Genomic DNA, 16,547 nt, shown 5'->3' on the forward strand with positions numbered 1-16,547 from the left:
TTATGGCTCACACAAGAATTATTCAGTTGGCTAAGGCACTGCCTCAATATAGTCGTTCCACCCAAGAAATCATTCCCTTTGTGAATCTTTGGCTGGAAGGACAAGATGAACGGTTTCGAAGAAAAGTCATCAAAATTTTCGAAGGTTCGGGTGTGGACAAACGTTATGGTATTATGCCGATTGAAGATGTTTTTGTGACCACATCCTTTGAAGAAAAAAATGCTGTTTATGTTGAAGAAGTAAAGAAGCTGGGCAAAAATTCTCTTACCAAAGCATTACAAAAAGCCTCATGGCAACCAGAAGATTTAGATTTCATCATTACCGTAAGTTGCACGGGGATAATGATTCCCTCTCTGGATGCCTATTTAGTGAATGAACTACAATTGCGACAAGATATCGTAAGACTTCCTGTAACTGAAATGGGATGTGCGGCGGGGGTGTCGGGAATCATATACGCCAATAATTTTTTAAAGGCGAATCCTGGCAAACGTGCAGCGATCATTGCCGTCGAAAGTCCAACGGCAACCTTTCAGCTCAACGATTTTAGTATGGCCAACATGGTAAGTGCCGCCATTTTCGGTGATGGAGCGTCCTGCGCTTTGTTATCTTCCCATGCCAATGACCATGGCCCAAAAATTTTAGGGGAGGGAATGTACCATTTTTATGATGCCATCGAAATGATGGGGTTCGATTTGACCAATAGTGGTCTAAAAATGATTTTGGACCCTAAGGTGCCTGAAACCATTACGGAGCACTTCCCTAATTTGACCCATCCATTTTTAAAAACTCTGGGCTCAAATATTGAACAAGTACAGCATCTTATTTTTCATCCAGGAGGAAGAAAGATTGTACAGACGGTTGAAGATTTGTTCGGAAAATTGGGAAAAAATATTGACGAAACACGGAAAGTACTGAAGGATTATGGAAACATGAGCAGCGCAACCGTACTCTACGTCTTGGAAGAATTTATGAAAAAGGAAATCCCAAGGGGGGAACAGGGAATGATTTTAAGTTTTGGACCCGGCTTTTCTGCACAACGCGTTTTAATTGAATGGTAATGGAGACAAACAAAAGACCCATCGCGTTGATTTTAGGGGGAAGTTCTGGTTTGGGAGCGGCCACCGCCCAAAAACTCGGAAAGGCAGGCTACGATTTGGTCATTGTGCATCGCGACCGTAAAGCCGATATGCTGGAAATTGAAAGTTTTTTTGACCAGCTACGTCAAGAAGGAATAGAATGTCATAGTTTCAATAATGATGCGGTGACGCTACCTAAACAACAAGAGCTTTGGACAGCAACGAAGAGCCTAATAAAAAATCGAAAAATCAAAGTATTGGTCCATAGTATAGCCAAAGGAAACCTAAAGCCTATGACAGGAAGTACCGGTGTCTTGACCAATCAAGACTTCCATTTGACCCTTCAAGCAATGGCAGTCAGTCTGTTCGATTGGGTCAAATTAATTGTAGAAGATGATTTTTTTGATTCGGATGCACGAGTCATAGCCTTTACCAGTGAGGGAAATAGCAAAGCTTGGCGCGGCTATGCAGCAGTTTCTGCCGCAAAAGTCTCTTTAGAAGCTATCGTCAGGAACATAGCGTTGGAGTTTGCTTCTATGGGAATTAAGGCCAATTGTATACAAGCTGGTGTAACCGATACCAAATCGCTTCGCATGATTCCCGGGCATGAGATTTTGATTGAAAAAGCCCTAAAACGCAATCCGAACAAACGTCTGACGAGTCCGGCTGATGTAGCCAATGCCGTTTATTTACTAACATTACCGGAAGCACGCTGGATTACAGGTACCGTAATCAAGGTAGATGGGGGAGAAAGTCTGCAATAATGAACACTGACGAAATCATACAAAGCTTACCGTATTCAGAGCCCTTTCTTTTTGTGGATGAATTATTGGAAGTTGATGCCGAAGGAGCAAAAGGTGTTTATACCTTTCGGTCTGATATGCCCTTTTATGAGGGACATTTCAAGGGAAACCCCATCACCCCAGGGGTAATTCTTACAGAATGTTGTGCACAAATTGGCTTGGTATGCCTTGGAATATATTTAGTGGATGGCCAATTTGACCAAAATTCGAAAATTGCCCTTACAAGTTCAGAGATGGAATTTCTTTTGCCGGTATTTCCTGGAGAAAAAGTAATTGTGACTTCCAAAAAGGTATATTTCCGATTTCATAAACTTAAGTGTTCGGTAAAAATGTTCAACGAAAAAGGCGAACTGGTTTGTAGGGGAACCATTTCAGGAATAATAAATAGCGATGATGCATAGGGTAGTGGTAACAGGTATTGGCGTGTGTGCGCCCAATGGAATTGGCCTGGAAGCCTTTGAAAAAGCCCTTGTCGAAGGGATATCGGGAATAACCCATAATCAAGAACTCGAAAAACTTAATTTTTCTTGTCAAGTAGCTGGAAAACCAAATATTGATAATGTTAACTTAAATGAATACTTTAATAAAATTCAATTAAAAGGATTGAATTCCTCCGGCATCGTTTATGGGACAATTGCGGGGTTGGACGCTTGGAAAAATGCTGGTTTGGAACTTCAATTTCAAGAACCGGATTGGGACAGCGGAATCATATTTGGTACGGGAATCCTTGGAGTGGATAAATTTCGTGAAGCCATTTACAAAGTAGACGCAGGAAACGTACGACGACTGGGAAGCACTTCAGTAATTCAGACCATGGCAAGTGGTATTAGTGCGTACTTGGGAGGGATAATAGGTCTTGGGAATCTAGTAACAACGAATTCTTCAGCCTGTACCACGGGAACCGAAGCTGTATTGATGGGTTATGAGCGCATTGCGTCTGGCAAAGCGGTTAGAATGTTGGTGGGTAGCTGTAGTGATAGCGGACCCTACGTTTGGGGCGGCTTTGATGCTATGCGAATTTTACCCACAAAGTTCAACAACCAACCCGAAAAGGCAAGTCGACCTATGAGTGCCTCCGCATCTGGTTTTGTTCCTGGTAGTGGGGCAGGGGCATTGGTCTTGGAATCCTTGGAAAGCGCTTTGACTCGTAAAGTTCCCATTTATGCAGAAATACTGGGAGGTGAAGCTAATAGTGGTGGACAACGACAGGGCGGGAGTATGACCGCTGCAAATCCTATCGCGGTGCAACAATGTATAACCAAGGCTCTGGAAAATGCCAAAATCGTAGCCAACGACGTGGATGCCATTAATGGACACCTGACTGCAACAACAAAGGACCCCGACGAAATTGTGAATTGGAGTACTGCTTTGAAATGTTCTGGGAAGGATTTTCCATTTATTAATAGTTTTAAAGGACATTTTGGGCACTGTTTGGCCGCTTCAGGTAGTATAGAATGTGTTGGGACCGTACTTCAGTTGAGGTCTGGGAATCTTTACGGAACGATGAACTGCGAAGACGTTCATCCCAGAATTTTAGAACAGGTGGATGCTTCAAAAATTGTTACTCATTCGTTGGACTTCGCCCCAAAAATCATTGCAAAGGCCAGTTTTGGTTTTGGAGATGTTAATTGCTGTGTTATTTTTAGGCAATTCAAAAAATAATATGAAAAAGACCGTATGGAGAACTTTGAAAGACTCAAGGAAATTGTAACGCAATACCTGCCAGATGATGTGGACGCCAATCAAATAAAAATGGAAAGCAATTTCACGCAAGAATTGAACATTAATTCTGCGAACTTGGTGGATATTGTATTGGATGTTGAAGATACATTTGACATACAATTGGAAAACGAGGATATGGATGGCATGCAGACGGTTTCTGATGCCTTGAAAATAATTGAAAACAAAGTGGCCTAAGTACCATTTCTAAATTAGTTACTTGATGAATCGTTTTTGGACATGGGCAAAACCAAAGCTCTTCGTGGACAACAAGCTATGGGTCACCTACTGCCTGGTTTATTTTTTGTGGGGATTGGGAATGAATTGGGTCGGTCAACAATTGGAGATAGCCAAATTCACGTTTTGGTGGCAGGTAATTACGTGCTACATCCTCTATATGGTTCCCATTTCACTTTTACTGCGTGGTCTGCCTTTTCATCAGCAGTATGCTTACGGTCTAATTGCCATGGGGCTTTTAGAGTTTGGAGGATATGCACTGGAAACTTCTTATGCCTATCCCAACAATTTTTTAGATCAACTTTTCAATGAAAGAAACTTCAGTTTGGGAATGGCACTCTTTTTTGCGCTTTACTTTCCTTTGGGAAATGCTCTTGTAACAAAAATTTACGGTGCCATTTTTAAAGAAACAGTCAAGCCATAACTATTTGGCAATCTCCAATTCAAAATAAACCAAGACCAAATTGTCTTCTCGCTGCTTTTTGATCTTTATATTGAAATCGGAAGAATAGAGTTCGCCTCGACCTTTCAATTTCCCATTGGTCTGTTCAAAATCAATTCGGAAAGGCTTTTTTATTCCCTTTAGGGTCAAATCACCCAAGACCACCCAAGTGTTACCCTTTTTTCGGACCTCTTTGCTGGTAAACGATATTCTTGGATAGGTCTTTGTGCTAAAGTATCGCGAACTCCTTAGTGACCAATTCCGAAGGCCATTATTCGTATCCAAGGTTGCGGACTCCACCGAACCTTGAAATACTGAATTGGACGGGTTTTCCCAATCAATTTTTGATGTCGATTCAAATCCTCCGATAGTTCCTTTCACGTTTTTGGATGGAAACTCAAAAGTAATTTTGGCAGTTGTAATGGTTACATTCTGAGCACTGATCCAGAAAGTTGGCAAAAGAACAAAAAATAGGATAAAGTGATTTTTCATAGTGTTTAATTCTCGATATATCCTTCAATATATGAATGGTAAAAGTAATATTACTAAGGTAATTTACGCTAGGCTTTTTTGTTTTCCTCTACTCATTTTCTAAACTGGATTACGCAATAAAATGCCAAAAATCACTTAAGGAAGAATTCACCATAAATGTATAGAAAGAAAATGGCGAGCCGGTTTTTTATGTCAACTTGTGTTTCAAATAATCATTTAGACTCGACAGAACGGTTTATATGAAAATCAACATAGAAAACCACAGAATTTTTAAGGTTTGGCAACAGCCAATTCTGCTAAGTAATTGTTAATTTTAACGGAACAGTGAATTGCCCGTGCATCTTCCCCCGATTATAAACGCTGTCTGTTGAAATTTAACATGACAGCCATTTTTAAAACAACCCAAAAATAAATAGTATGTGGTACAACGACTTACGGCCGAATTCTGAGTTGGCCAACGATAGGTATGCCCTTATTATGTTGGATGAAGAGAATGATTACCAACGTTTGATGGATAATGAGGATAAAAAAAGAACAATTACAAATCTTCAACTATTGAAACAGGGAATTAAGGAAAAGGTTCCCCCAAAAACGGTGGACAACAATTTGCTATTGGCTTCTTGGAACCTTAAAAATTTTGGTCGAATAAAAACCCGTACAGCAGAATCGCTGTTTTATATAGCGGAAATCATCGATGCGTTTGACATTATTTCCATACAGGAAATCAATAGTGATTTAGGGGATTTTAAAAAAGTAATGAAGGTACTGGGCAGCCATTGGAAATATACCCTGAGTGACGTTACAGAAGGAACTTCTGGAAATGATGAACGGTTTGGATTTATTTATGATTCGCGGAGGGTCACTCATTCGGGCCTATCCGGAGAGTTGGTGATACCACCCGAAGTGGCCGACAACAATCCCATCATAAAACAGCTTAAGCGTACCCCTACATTTACTGGTTTTGAAAGTGGTTGGAAGAAATTTTCCATTGTCAGTGTCCACTTGCACCCTGGCGATGACAATAATGATCCTGGGGAGCCGACCGACCAGGAAATTAGAAGGGAGGAAGTACGGTTACTGATGGATCTCTTGGCCGATAAACTGACCAAAATTCCATTTGAGGACCGCAATATGATCATATTGGGCGATACCAACCTGTATGAAGATGATACTGCTATTGTCGATTTGATCAATGCACAAGGTTTTGTGGAGAGCGATGGGCTTCACGGCAAATTCACCAACACCAGTTTGAACCAGATTTACGACCGTATTTTCTTAAGGGTGGACCAATACTTTAAAATAGCTACGGACGAGTCAGGAACCGAGGTCGGCGGGGTCTTCAACCTGTTCGACTACGTGTACAAAAACACCCCTGAAACCATCCAAGTATATCATGACCTCATGCGGGCTCATAAAACAGACCCCAGCACACTAACTTCCGATGCTGCTTTCACAAGCTATTTTAACGCCCATTGGAAACGCAACCAAATCAGTGATCATTTACCCGTTTGGTTAGAAATACAAACAGATAGTAGTCATAGTTTTTTAGATAATAAGTTAAATAAGATTGTCGCTGAACTCTGACTGTACTCTGTACCACGGTCTTTTTTGGGATGGACGGCCACGATGACAATATATTAAGGGTTGGTCCAATAATCCACCACAAATACCTTTTCTAAATGTGGTTGTAAGCTTTCTACAAACGCTTTATGGGCGGGATGGGGAGCATAGATGGAGTCCCTTGCTTCTTCCGATTCAAAAGTCAGCAGGTAACAATGGGTAAAACCCTGATGTAAATCCTCCGGACTATCATTAAGGCCCCATTCAAAATCCTTGATCACAGGGATCTCTTTAGTAAGGTTGTAAAAGGCCATAGTAAGATCATGAACATCTTGTTCACTTGAATCTTCTTTAAACTTGAAGATGACCACATGCCTTAATAATCTGTCTTCCGTATGCACTACAGATTCATGGTCTTTGATTGAAGATTCCGCTTTTTCAGTTTGGTTTTGCTTGCAGGAAAAAGAAGAACATAGCACACCAATAAAGAATAGTGTATGGCAAAAAGTTGTTTTCAAAATCGTTGTTTTAATTTTTTAAAAAGGTAGCTATAAATTTCTTCAGGAATCAAACCTCGTTTTTTTCTCTACTTATTTTTTGAAAGCGATAAATGAAAGTCACAAGCTTCCATTACCCATAAAATCGATAACGGTTTTCCCTTCTAAATTCGAAAGTATACTTTGGTGCACTTCTCCGGTTCCCAAAAATCGATAGCGTACCCCAGCAATCCGCCCTATACTTTCATTATAGCTTCCTGAGAACAGTTTTTGACCACGTGAAACTACGTTTAAGGTCTTATCCTCCACCAGTATTTTGATCTCCATGGCTTCGGAAAGGTCAAGCCCCAAGCCAGAAAGATCATGCTTTTTCCCGCTGATGTAGACATCGTTCATCATCACCCATAGTTCGGAAGCGCAACCGGGAATGGCAAATGCAATGACCATGGCACCTTTGGTACCCAAAATAATAATGGAAGCATTTTGACAGACCGCCCATTTATCCCGATATGTGTTTTTAATTGTAGAACGAAGCTCAAAATTGTCGCCCGAGATTGTTTCGAAATCCTTGACCATATGAAAGGTCGAGCTAATGGGCTTTTCATTTGCTGTTATCTCTTCAATGGCCCTAACAGGAAAAGCAAGTTTTTCATTATGCAACTCTTGGGATTCGAAGTATTTGGGAATTGGGCGATAATCAACAGTTCCCAACCAACCTTCCGTTTTGATAAAGAGGTCATGCTGCTTGATAGCTTGTCCATCCACAAGGAGCTTGGCCCTAAAATAGCCTGGAAAATAGTATTGCCCGGTAGCCTGCTTTTGACCGGGATCTAAATCAATGGTCTTCTTGGGGTCCCAATACTGTTGAATGTGGATGCTATCAGAATTGATCTCTCCCAAATCAAGGTCAAAGACAACCGAGTTGGGCAAGCCTTTGGCAATGGGCCTGCTTTTGAAGACCACTTTCGAAACATCGATGGGCTCTCCTGTTGGGGCAGGGCCGCGAAGGGAATAAAAAGAAATGAAAACCAGGGTCATGACCGAAGCACTAAGCATAATAATGCCCAGATTGGCCCTTATCTTATTTGATAGGGTTGAACTACTTTTTTTAGGGGCTTTACCCTTAAAATCCCTCCAGTTTTGAAAACCTGCAAACTGGGCCAGCGTATTCAGAGTGGTAATGCTAGGTGCACTTTGATAGTCAATTCGGCCCCAAACTCGTTTAAGGGTCACAGGGCTCAAAAGTACCTTGGTCTCTTGTTGAATGCGCTCACTGAGCTCTACGAACATATCATTGTGCCATGTATCGGAAGCACCCCAGCCCAATTGCGACTCAATGTGCTCTAAACATTTTTGAACATATGTCTGTTCGTGATACATGACTTGTTGATAGACCACAAAGATTACAAAAATTTCAAAGCATGAATGGGAATGAATCAACTTGAACCAACTTGTTTTCTTCATTTGTTCTGTTGCGTCTTACTTAGTGGAATCAAAAATCAAAAAACATGTTCAAGTCAACTATTTCTTTTGTGTTTCTACTTTTTTATGTGACCGTCGGACTCGGCCAAGAAACCATTCCTCTGGATACGGTCCATTGGGATATCAATGCCCGATCTTACGTACTCGAACCCTTCAAGGGGAATGACGCCATTTATCTGCAGGCGGGGAGGATGACCTTGAAAGATGCCTCTTTCTTGAATGGAACCATTGAGTATGACATTTATATGAAGGAGACCCGAGGGTTCCCAGGTGTCTATTTTAGAGTGAATGGAACCAATGCCGAACATTTCTATATTCGTCCACACCAATCAGGTAATCCAGATGCCAACCAGGCTGTTCCCCTGACCAAGGGCATAAGCCCATGGCAATTTTATTTCGGACCTAAGTATTCCTTTGTCTACGATTATCCGGTAGATGAATGGATGCATGTGAAGATTGTGGTTCATGAGGATAAGGCACAGGTGTATCTCGACCACGCTGAAAAGCCCAATTTATCATGGCAATTGTTCCATGAGGTCAAGGCCGGTGGGTTGAGTTTTACGGGTGGGGGAGCAAGTGGTATGCATCTGGCCAATTTCAAGATCAATAACGAGGCTTATGAAATCAAGGACTTTAAACCCGGCGAGCGAGAGTCCATTGAAGGGGCCATAGCGCAGTGGGAGGTGTCTGATAAGTTTGAGGAGCAACTATTGGATGAACCCAATGATCTTCAATCGCTCATCGATGGTCGCAAATGGGGCGAAAAAATAGTCCTGGAAGAAGGGGTCGCCGCCAATATTTCAAGGAAAGTGGAACTACGGGACAATACCCCAGGGAATACCGTTTTTGCCAAAATCAGCATTACGGCAAAAAGAGACCAGATCCGACTGTTCGAATTCGGATACAGTGATAGGGTAGTGGTCCTGTTAAACGGACAGCCCATCTACAAAGGCACCAACGGCTTCCGGACCAGAGATTACCGATATCTGGGCACCATTGGCCTCTTTGATGCCGTATACCTCAATCTTAAAAAAGGAAAGAACACTCTTTTGCTAGCCGTGTCAGAAAATTTTGGAGGCTGGTTGGTTACGGGAAGGTTTGCCAATGCACAGGGATTGAAAATAGAATAAGCATTTTAGATTAACTGGTTTTTGTAGGTCGCCATGTTATTTAACAAGTCATAAAAACCGGTCAACCAATCTCAACAAGTCTACCCTTTGATTGGGCATATTGAATGCCCCATTCTGTAATTTTTTGAACAACAGGAACAAAGCTTTCCCCAAAGGTGGATAAAGAGTATTCCACACGAATTGGGGGCTTGGTGCCAAAAACCTTTCGCTCCAAGATACCATCTGCCTGCAACGCCTTCAGTTGAAGACTTAGCATTTTTTCTGTAATATCGGGCATCAATCTTTTCAGTTCTGAGAAACGCATTGCACCGTTCCTAAGATACCAGATGATAATACTTTTCCATTTGCCTCCTATAAAATGCAGGGTGGCATTGGTGCCGCAGTGAAAGACTTGGCCTTCGACTATATAGGCTTTCTGTTTTCCATCAACTATCATGAAGAGTATTTTATACTGTCAACCATGACAGTTATTGCATAGTGAAGATATTAGAAATACTTTTATACTGTAAAAAGTATAGTCTAAATATATAAACCCATGGCAACTCCATTTGCAGATACCATCGGTTATTTCGCACTGCTTCTCAGTCTATATTCCATGTCGGTAAAAGGGGAAAAGCGGTTACGGACGATTTCATTGGCCGCCAATGGCATTTATATATTTTATGGAATTCTAACAGACGCTTTGCCCATTGCAATAGGCTGCTCTGTTGCTTTGATTTTGCACGGATATCGATTATATAAAATAAAAGCTACGATTTATGGAACAAATAAGATTGGCTAAAAAGGAAGATGCCACTTTCATTGCTTTGTTGGGTCGAATCACGTTTACCGAGACTTTTGGCAATTTGTTTAGTGACCAAAACGGTTTAAAAGAATACCTGAACGCCACTTTTGGGATTGCTAAGATTGCACGAAGTATTGAGAAAGAAAACAATATATACTGGATATCTTTTGTGGATCAGCTTCCGGTGGGCTATGCCAAACTGAAACTTAAATCACCCTCTCCCTTTATTACCTCAGAAAATTTGGGCCAACTACAAAAAATCTATGTTTTAAAGGACTTTTTGTCCATGAAAATTGGAAAACGACTGCAAGACCTGTTGTTGGAAAAAGCAAAAGCAAGCGGCTGTGCACATATCTGGTTATCCGTTTACAAGGGCAATCAAAGAGCCATACGGTTTTACGAAAAAAATGATTTCACAACCGTTGGTGAGCACCAATTCAGCATTGGAAAAGACACTTTTGATTTTATGGCGATGTCAAAGAAGATTAAAAGTGCCTAGGCTTCTACTATATTATAATATATGGGTGTTTAATTAGCTTTTTGATGTTTTGGAAAAGCATGGAACTGTCCACGGAAAACGGAGTTTGTTTTGAATTTTCAACAAGAAGTGTTACAGATTTGTCAAAACTCTCGTATTCCGCTATATTCTTTCTAACTTGTAACATACCACAAAGAATTATTGAAGTGCTGCTATACTAATGGAAAAACGAGTGACCATCTTTTTGTTCTTTCTAATACTGAACGTGTTTTCGGTTAAAGGCCAAGTGAGCTATCTGGAACAACGCAAGGTAATGGTCAAGTCGCAAATACAGGCTCGCGGAATCAATCATCCTGCAACACTTTCCGCAATGTTAAATGTTCCTAGGCACGAGTTTGTTCCCAAAGACCAAAAGGTGTTTGCCTATTCAGACCGTCCTTTACCCATTGGGCAGGGACAGACCATTTCACAACCGTATATAGTTGCTTTCATGACCCAAACACTGCGCTTAAAACGGTCCCATAGGGTGCTTGAGATTGGCACAGGTTCGGGGTACCAAGCCGCTGTACTCTCTAAAATTGCAGATTCGGTCTATACCATTGAAATAGTTGAGGAATTGGCGTTGTCTTCCAAAAATCTACTGCAAAAATTGGGATATAAGAATGTGGTGGTTCGATGGGGAGATGGATACAATGGATGGCCAGAAAAAGCCCCTTTTGATGCTATAATGGTTACCGCAGGAGCTGAATCGATTCCCCAACCTCTTTTAGACCAATTAAAACTAGGGGGTAGGATGATAATTCCAGTTGGTCCCCACAATGCAATAAGACAGTTGATTCTTGTAGAAAAGAAAAAAAATAAGATCATCAAAAAGAACGTAATGCCCGTTCGTTTTGTTCCTTTTACCAGGGATGAAAAAAAGAACAAGGGGTGAATTCTGTCTCAAAATGGCAAGCCAAACTATAGGATGGTTCACCGCAACAGCTATTGTTGTGGCCAATATGATCGGTGTTGGGATTTTTACCAGTTTAGGATTTCAACTGATATCAACTCAAAACAGCTGGTCCATTCTCATACTTTGGTCTTTAGGTGCCCTGATGGCTTTGTGCGGTGCATTGAGCTATGCGGAATTGGGTAGCCATTGGTTGCGTTCAGGCGGAGAATACCATTTTCTTTCCAAAGCTTTTCACCCCATTTTGGGCTACTTATCGGGATGGGTATCCCTGACCATAGGGTTTTCGGCCCCCGTTGCCCTAGCGGCAATGGCCCTGGGAGCTTATGTTGGACCCTATTTATCCATTTCGGGGTTGTCCCTGGCCTTTGGAACTGTATTGTTCATAAGCTTTTTCCATTCCCTAAGCATAAAGAAGAGCAGTATACTTCAAAACATCACCACAACGCTCAAAGTAGTTCTAATAGCGATATTCATTTATTACGGCTTAGTCCGAACACCCGATGCTTCGGCGGTGGTATGGGGTCAAAGCTGGAAAGAAGAACTTCTGTTGCCCGCTTTTGCTGTATCCTTTGTGTATGTTTCGTTTTCGTATTCAGGATGGAATGCAGCCGCCTACATTGTTGATGAGATTCACGATGCCCGGAGGACACTTCCCAAAGCACTTCTTCTGGGAACAGCGGTCGTTAGCCTTCTGTATCTATTGCTAAACTTTGTATTTCTTAGACAAAGCCCATTGGAGGCGTTGCAAGGACAGTTGGAAATTGGACAAATCACGGCTGTTTCACTTTTTGGGGAGACAGGAGGTGAACTCATAAGCTTTGCCATTGCATTGATGTTGTTATCGAGCATAAGCGCCATGGTGTGGGCAGGGCCCAGGGTGACCCAAGTTATGGCAGAAGACCATCTGCTTTGGCGATGGTTTTCCAAAAAAACAAAAAAAGCAATACCTGTTCGCGCCATTTGGTTGCAAACGCTCATGACCTTGGTCCTTTTGTTGACCGGAACCTTTGAACAGGTTTTGATATACAGTGGTTTCATACTCCAGTTGTTTGCTGCTTTGGCCGTTGCTGGGGTATTTGTTGTACGAAGGGAAAAAGAAAGCACAACATATAGGGGAGCTTTTAAAAGTCCCATTTTTCCAATTCCTCAGCTGATTTTTTTGGTATTGAGTGGTTGGATTTTAATCTATCTATTACTAGCACAACCACTGGAAACCGGTTTGGGCTTGCTTAACCTACTTTTGGGTTTTATCGTGTATAAAATTGATATGCGATATGCGAGAAAACAAAAAACCAATGGATAAAAGTTGAATATGCCAGCACACCTTTTGAAATGGGCATGATAAGGCTTCTTTTCCAAAGTGTGCAGTAATCTTTGGAATCCCTATTTTAGCGGTTAAAGGATTTCATTTTGGATTCACTGACTCAAATTGTATTGGGTGCCGCGGTAGGGGAGGCCACCTTGGGAAAAAAAGTAGGTAACAAAGCGTTGCTCTATGGGGCCATTGCGGGTACCATTCCCGATTTGGACATCCTCGCCAATATTTTTACGGACACGATTACGGCCATCGAATTCCATCGAGGGTTTAGCCATTCCATCGTATTCAGTATGCTGTTCGCCCCAATATTGGGGTGGACGGTCAACAAACTCGAACGAAAATCCAATCTGGGCTGGAAACCCTGGGCCAAGCTCTTCTTTTGGGGTCTGTTTACACATCCATTGTTGGATTCCTTTACTACCTGGGGAACACAACTTTTTTGGCCGTTTAAAGCGCGTTTGGCGTTCAACTCCATTTTTGTGATTGACCCCCTGTACACGCTTCCTTTTTTGGTGCTTACCGTAATGGTCTTGTTTTATACACGGGATTCCAACACGAGAAGACGCCTTAACACGGCTGGCTTGACCATTTCAACGTCATATTTGTTGCTGACATTGGTTATCAAAGAAGTGGTGAACAACAAATTTGAACGGGCCTTGAATGACCAAAATATTGCTTTTAGCAACATTAGTACCCGACCAGCACCGATGACCACCCTGTTGTGGAATGCCAATATTGAAACCCCGGAAAATTATCTCATTGCCGATTATTCCTTTTTTGATTCAGCCCCGATTCATTTTACGGTCTATCCCAAAAATCGTGAAGCCGCTGCCAATATTATGAAATACCCCAATGTACAGCGCTTAATGAACATCGCAGAGGGCTGGTTTATTCTGGAACAAAAAAAAGGCCAGTGGTACTTTTATGATTTGCGATTTGGGCTCATTCCCCGAAAGAACCAACCTCCATTTTTTGCCTTTTCCTACCTGCTGAAAAAGGTAAACGGCCGAATTACCGCTTCCGAAACGCCAAAAACGGGCCGGGATGCCAACTATTTGTTATCTGTATTGTGGGAACGAATACAGGGTAAGTCATAGAACATTTGCTATAAGCAAGCATTTGTACTATAATGTTCTGCGTTATGTAACTTGAGCTTTGGTACGGCCAAATGAAAAAGGTTTGGTAGACCTTTTGAAGTAGGAGCGAGGTGAAGCGTTGGAAAAGTTTGTGCTGAATTGCCAGAAAATCTTCTTTAAACAAGGTAATGGAACACTTTTTTCACTGCCCGTAGGGTAGGGGAATGTGTGTGGAATGGAAAAAAGAATCTATTCCTAAAAATCATATACAAGATGAATTCTAATAAAACAAAAATTATTAAAATATTAACTGTACTAGTTTATATAATAAATATTCATTTCAATAATTTGTTATCTCGTTGATATAAAGAAAGTTATGTTATAACAAATAGTAAATGCTTATTTATTAACACTAAAAATTTTAGTATAAATGATTACTAACAAATATATATTGACATAATGTCACTGTCAAAAGAATCAATTTTTATGACATATTGGCAATAAAGTACTGATAATCGTTATAATATATCCTTTTATCGATTTGGTATGCTAGGGATGGAAGGAGATTGCATAAAAATAAAGTTGACACACATTTTGACTAGATGATTTCAAATTTTAAATCATTTTTTATCATGGAGTCAAAAACATCCCATAAAGCCAGAATAAAATTCTCCTTGAAGAGCAAGGAATTTGAAATATCTGGAAACGAAGAATTTGTTAATGAACAAATCGAAAATTTTAAATCTATCATACAAGGTAGTCTTGAAAACCTTGTGGTACAAGAAAATGTTGGCATACAAAGAAAAAAAACAGTCCTCCTTCCGCCCACCGAAGACATTGAGGTAATAGACTATGTAGAAGAGAAGAAACATTCTAGCGCGAGTTCAGGATTATCTTTCGAGAATGTTATTGTTATAGACGGTGAAACAGTTAAGGTAATTGCGGATGTACCGGGCAATACTACCGCAAAGAAAATGATGAATGTTATACTACTATATATGTGGGGTAAAATGCAACTGGAGGTTTTAGAAGTTTCATTTAAAGAACTTAGGGACATGTGTGTTGATTATGGTGAAGTTGACAAACCCAACTTTTCAAAGCATATGAATAAGCAAAAGAAGCTTTTTCTTATAAGTGGTTCTGGACAGAGCCAATCGGCTAAGCTTATAAGACCAGGAATAAAAGAAGCAGAAAATCTTATAAAGCAACTCAATGGTGAGTAAAGTACATCCAATTTTGCTTGCTAGGTATGGCAATGAAATTACAGAACGACTCCTTGAATCCTACCAAGAGATAGAAGAGAATTTTGTGATACAAAAATGGAAGTCTAGTGAATTAGATGCTGGACACTTTGTAGAATCGGTTCGAAGAATACTTGAATTTGAGTTGTTCGGGTCTTTTACTCCGTATGGTTCTAAACTGACAAATTTCAATGATGCCGTATTGAAACAGTACGAAAACGCCAGTGGAGACGAATCTTTTAGAATGTTGATACCTAGAACTTTGAAAAGTATTTTCAACATAAGGAACAAGCGAGGTGTGGGACATGTTGGAAAGATTTCACCAAATAAAATGGACGCAACTCTAATTTTTTATTCTGTTAAATGGGTGCTGGCAGAAATCATCCGTCTGACATCTGGTTTGGCAATTAACGAAACCCAGAGAATAGTGGACGCTATAGCTGAAAGAAATATAGATGTTTTGTGGAAAGGCGAAAACTCGCAAAGAATCTTAAATAGTAAGGTCTCAGCGAAGAATCAAGTCTTAATTCTTCTATTTGATGAAAGTCCAAGGAAGTTAGAAGACATGCGCTTGGTTATTGAATACCAGAACAAACCAAACTTCCTAAAACTAGTGCTTGAACCTTTACATAAGGCAAGGTTGATAGAAATAAATAAAGGTGATGGAAAATGTTGGATATCTCCATCGGGTAAAGCAGAAGCAGAAAGACTAATACTAAAATTAAATAAATAAAATATTATGGATGAAAAGTCGAAAATTAGAATAAACCTGACTTCCAGAGAATTTGAAATAGAGGGTTCTGAAGAGTTCATCGCAAAATACAATGAAACAATAGATTCCTTTTTGGACAAGATTTACTCTTCAGATTCTTCGCAGAATAGCCAATCCAATGGTGAGAATAGCACTCTTGGAGAAGCCATTGAAACCAATAAAATAAAATCAAGTGATTCTATGGATTCAATTAGCGAACTGTCTTTTGGAGAGTTATATCATAAACTACCCAATAGCGCAAAGGATGTGGATAAAATTCTTTTGGCGGGATACTATGCTCAGCTCTTATCAGAAGAAAGAATTTTTTCAACACGAGAAGCGTCAAATTTGCTGGTTGAACAGGGGGTGAAATTATCAAATGCATCAGCATTTATGAAGTCTAATATGTCCACAAAGAAAGTGTTCAAGCATAAAGGTGGCTATAGGGTGTCTGATACAGGTATTGCCTATATTAAAAATACTTTGTTAGTCTAAGTGATAATTCA

General features: G+C 40.5%; 20 protein-coding genes. 16 read left to right on the forward strand and 4 right to left on the reverse strand.

Annotation, left to right across the window (positions count from 1 at the left end):
• Nucleotides 1–2 precede the first annotated feature (2 nt).
• The 6 genes from GTQ34_RS03205 to GTQ34_RS03230 are packed head-to-tail and all read left to right on the forward strand — an operon-like array spanning nucleotide 3 to nucleotide 4,259.
• Nucleotides 3–1,058: a type III polyketide synthase gene (locus GTQ34_RS03205; RefSeq protein ID WP_166522310.1), complete on the forward strand. Its 1,056-nt coding sequence runs from the start codon at nucleotides 3–5 to the stop codon at nucleotides 1,056–1,058.
• Nucleotides 1,058–1,840: an SDR family oxidoreductase gene (locus GTQ34_RS03210; protein WP_313790402.1), complete on the forward strand. Its 783-nt coding sequence runs from the start codon at nucleotides 1,058–1,060 to the stop codon at nucleotides 1,838–1,840. Before GTQ34_RS03205 ends, GTQ34_RS03210 begins: the two co-directional genes overlap by 1 nt.
• A complete protein-coding gene (locus tag GTQ34_RS03215; RefSeq protein WP_166522312.1) occupies nucleotides 1,840–2,280 on the forward strand; it encodes a 3-hydroxyacyl-ACP dehydratase FabZ family protein in 441 nt (146 codons plus the stop codon). The genes GTQ34_RS03210 and GTQ34_RS03215 overlap by 1 nt, the downstream gene beginning before the upstream one ends.
• Nucleotides 2,270–3,541: a beta-ketoacyl-[acyl-carrier-protein] synthase family protein gene (locus tag GTQ34_RS03220; RefSeq protein ID WP_166522313.1), complete on the forward strand. Its 1,272-nt coding sequence runs from the start codon at nucleotides 2,270–2,272 to the stop codon at nucleotides 3,539–3,541. Before GTQ34_RS03215 ends, GTQ34_RS03220 begins: the two co-directional genes overlap by 11 nt.
• Nucleotides 3,542–3,556: 15 nt before the next feature.
• Nucleotides 3,557–3,796 carry an acyl carrier protein gene (locus GTQ34_RS03225; RefSeq protein WP_166522314.1) on the forward strand — a complete coding sequence of 80 codons (240 nt, stop codon included), beginning with the start codon at nucleotides 3,557–3,559 and terminating at the stop codon, nucleotides 3,794–3,796.
• A 25-nt stretch (nucleotides 3,797–3,821) separates the two neighbouring features.
• The gene (locus GTQ34_RS03230; protein WP_166522315.1) at nucleotides 3,822–4,259 is read left to right on the forward strand and encodes a hypothetical protein; all 438 of its coding nucleotides are present in this window, start codon (nucleotides 3,822–3,824) and stop codon (nucleotides 4,257–4,259) included.
• On the opposite strand, the gene GTQ34_RS03235 is transcribed toward GTQ34_RS03230, so the two are convergent.
• Nucleotides 4,260–4,769: a YceI family protein gene (locus GTQ34_RS03235; RefSeq protein WP_166522316.1), complete on the reverse strand. Its 510-nt coding sequence runs from the start codon at nucleotides 4,767–4,769 to the stop codon at nucleotides 4,260–4,262.
• Between the two features lie 417 nt (nucleotides 4,770–5,186).
• Between GTQ34_RS03235 and GTQ34_RS03240 the strand changes: the two genes are divergently transcribed.
• A complete protein-coding gene (locus tag GTQ34_RS03240) occupies nucleotides 5,187–6,353 on the forward strand; it encodes an endonuclease/exonuclease/phosphatase family protein (RefSeq protein WP_166522317.1) in 1,167 nt (388 codons plus the stop codon).
• A 53-nt stretch (nucleotides 6,354–6,406) separates the two neighbouring features.
• Here the strand turns inward: GTQ34_RS03240 and GTQ34_RS03245 are convergent, their stop codons facing one another.
• Nucleotides 6,407–6,847 carry a Dabb family protein gene (locus GTQ34_RS03245; protein WP_208103813.1) on the reverse strand — a complete coding sequence of 147 codons (441 nt, stop codon included), beginning with the start codon at nucleotides 6,845–6,847 and terminating at the stop codon, nucleotides 6,407–6,409.
• Nucleotides 6,848–6,946: 99 nt separating this feature from the next.
• Nucleotides 6,947–8,290 carry a hypothetical protein gene (locus GTQ34_RS03250; RefSeq protein WP_166522318.1) on the reverse strand — a complete coding sequence of 448 codons (1,344 nt, stop codon included), beginning with the start codon at nucleotides 8,288–8,290 and terminating at the stop codon, nucleotides 6,947–6,949.
• 44 nt (nucleotides 8,291–8,334) lie between these two features.
• On the opposite strand from GTQ34_RS03250, the gene GTQ34_RS03255 reads away from it, so the two are divergent.
• Nucleotides 8,335–9,438 carry a hypothetical protein gene (locus GTQ34_RS03255; protein WP_166522319.1) on the forward strand — a complete coding sequence of 368 codons (1,104 nt, stop codon included), beginning with the start codon at nucleotides 8,335–8,337 and terminating at the stop codon, nucleotides 9,436–9,438.
• Nucleotides 9,439–9,499: 61 nt separating this feature from the next.
• Here GTQ34_RS03255 and GTQ34_RS03260 read toward each other — a convergent pair whose 3' ends face one another.
• Nucleotides 9,500–9,874, reverse strand: coding sequence for a winged helix-turn-helix transcriptional regulator (locus GTQ34_RS03260; RefSeq protein WP_166522320.1), 375 nt, complete (start codon nucleotides 9,872–9,874; stop codon nucleotides 9,500–9,502).
• Between the two features lie 99 nt (nucleotides 9,875–9,973).
• On the opposite strand from GTQ34_RS03260, the gene GTQ34_RS03265 reads away from it, so the two are divergent.
• The 8 genes from GTQ34_RS03265 to GTQ34_RS03300 all read left to right on the forward strand — a co-directional run bounded on the left by GTQ34_RS03265 (nucleotide 9,974) and on the right by GTQ34_RS03300 (nucleotide 16,536).
• A complete protein-coding gene (locus tag GTQ34_RS03265) occupies nucleotides 9,974–10,219 on the forward strand; it encodes a hypothetical protein (protein ID WP_166522321.1) in 246 nt (81 codons plus the stop codon).
• The gene (locus tag GTQ34_RS03270) at nucleotides 10,197–10,721 is read left to right on the forward strand and encodes a GNAT family N-acetyltransferase (protein ID WP_166522322.1); all 525 of its coding nucleotides are present in this window, start codon (nucleotides 10,197–10,199) and stop codon (nucleotides 10,719–10,721) included. Before GTQ34_RS03265 ends, GTQ34_RS03270 begins: the two co-directional genes overlap by 23 nt.
• 199 nt (nucleotides 10,722–10,920) lie before the next feature.
• Nucleotides 10,921–11,634, forward strand: coding sequence for a protein-L-isoaspartate(D-aspartate) O-methyltransferase (locus GTQ34_RS03275; protein ID WP_166522323.1), 714 nt, complete (start codon nucleotides 10,921–10,923; stop codon nucleotides 11,632–11,634).
• A complete protein-coding gene (locus GTQ34_RS03280) occupies nucleotides 11,612–12,958 on the forward strand; it encodes an APC family permease (protein ID WP_235914954.1) in 1,347 nt (448 codons plus the stop codon). The genes GTQ34_RS03275 and GTQ34_RS03280 overlap by 23 nt, the downstream gene beginning before the upstream one ends.
• Nucleotides 12,959–13,065: 107 nt before the next feature.
• Nucleotides 13,066–14,070 carry a metal-dependent hydrolase gene (locus GTQ34_RS03285; protein ID WP_166522324.1) on the forward strand — a complete coding sequence of 335 codons (1,005 nt, stop codon included), beginning with the start codon at nucleotides 13,066–13,068 and terminating at the stop codon, nucleotides 14,068–14,070.
• 611 nt (nucleotides 14,071–14,681) lie between these two features.
• A complete protein-coding gene (locus tag GTQ34_RS03290; RefSeq protein WP_166522325.1) occupies nucleotides 14,682–15,272 on the forward strand; it encodes a hypothetical protein in 591 nt (196 codons plus the stop codon).
• Nucleotides 15,262–16,023, forward strand: a complete 762-nt coding sequence (locus GTQ34_RS03295; RefSeq protein WP_166522326.1) for a hypothetical protein — start codon at nucleotides 15,262–15,264, stop codon at nucleotides 16,021–16,023. Before GTQ34_RS03290 ends, GTQ34_RS03295 begins: the two co-directional genes overlap by 11 nt.
• Nucleotides 16,024–16,029: 6 nt before the next feature.
• Nucleotides 16,030–16,536 (forward strand): hypothetical protein, encoded by a 507-nt coding sequence (locus GTQ34_RS03300; protein ID WP_166522327.1) that lies wholly within the window; start codon nucleotides 16,030–16,032, stop codon nucleotides 16,534–16,536.
• Nucleotides 16,537–16,547: the final 11 nt, after the last annotated feature.

It is taken from the genome of Flagellimonas ochracea (assembly GCF_009903685.1).
Taxonomy (GTDB): Bacteria; Bacteroidota; Bacteroidia; order Flavobacteriales; family Flavobacteriaceae; genus Flagellimonas; species Flagellimonas ochracea.

Bases quoted from the DNA above. Each gene is read 5' to 3' on its own strand.
- GTQ34_RS03265 (WP_166522321.1), top strand. From the start codon at position 9,974: ATGGCAACTCCATTTGCAGATACCATCGGTTATTTCGCACTGCTTCTC.
- GTQ34_RS03295 (WP_166522326.1), top strand. From the start codon at position 15,262: ATGGTGAGTAAAGTACATCCAATTTTGCTTGCTAGGTATGGCAATGAA.
- GTQ34_RS03210 (WP_313790402.1), top strand. From the start codon at position 1,058: ATGGAGACAAACAAAAGACCCATCGCGTTGATTTTAGGGGGAAGTTCT.
- GTQ34_RS03275 (WP_166522323.1), top strand. From the start codon at position 10,921: ATGGAAAAACGAGTGACCATCTTTTTGTTCTTTCTAATACTGAACGTG.
- GTQ34_RS03300 (WP_166522327.1), top strand. From the start codon at position 16,030: ATGGATGAAAAGTCGAAAATTAGAATAAACCTGACTTCCAGAGAATTT.
- GTQ34_RS03205 (WP_166522310.1), top strand. From the start codon at position 3: ATGGCTCACACAAGAATTATTCAGTTGGCTAAGGCACTGCCTCAATAT.
- GTQ34_RS03280 (WP_235914954.1), top strand. From the start codon at position 11,612: ATGAAAAAAAGAACAAGGGGTGAATTCTGTCTCAAAATGGCAAGCCAA.
- GTQ34_RS03220 (WP_166522313.1), top strand. From the start codon at position 2,270: ATGATGCATAGGGTAGTGGTAACAGGTATTGGCGTGTGTGCGCCCAAT.
- GTQ34_RS03290 (WP_166522325.1), top strand. From the start codon at position 14,682: ATGGAGTCAAAAACATCCCATAAAGCCAGAATAAAATTCTCCTTGAAG.
- GTQ34_RS03215 (WP_166522312.1), top strand. From the start codon at position 1,840: ATGAACACTGACGAAATCATACAAAGCTTACCGTATTCAGAGCCCTTT.
- GTQ34_RS03235 (WP_166522316.1), bottom strand. From the start codon at position 4,769: ATGAAAAATCACTTTATCCTATTTTTTGTTCTTTTGCCAACTTTCTGG.
- GTQ34_RS03225 (WP_166522314.1), top strand. From the start codon at position 3,557: ATGGAGAACTTTGAAAGACTCAAGGAAATTGTAACGCAATACCTGCCA.
- GTQ34_RS03230 (WP_166522315.1), top strand. From the start codon at position 3,822: ATGAATCGTTTTTGGACATGGGCAAAACCAAAGCTCTTCGTGGACAAC.
- GTQ34_RS03240 (WP_166522317.1), top strand. From the start codon at position 5,187: ATGTGGTACAACGACTTACGGCCGAATTCTGAGTTGGCCAACGATAGG.
- GTQ34_RS03250 (WP_166522318.1), bottom strand. From the start codon at position 8,290: ATGAAGAAAACAAGTTGGTTCAAGTTGATTCATTCCCATTCATGCTTT.
- GTQ34_RS03260 (WP_166522320.1), bottom strand. From the start codon at position 9,874: ATGATAGTTGATGGAAAACAGAAAGCCTATATAGTCGAAGGCCAAGTC.
- GTQ34_RS03270 (WP_166522322.1), top strand. From the start codon at position 10,197: ATGGAACAAATAAGATTGGCTAAAAAGGAAGATGCCACTTTCATTGCT.
- GTQ34_RS03255 (WP_166522319.1), top strand. From the start codon at position 8,335: ATGTTCAAGTCAACTATTTCTTTTGTGTTTCTACTTTTTTATGTGACC.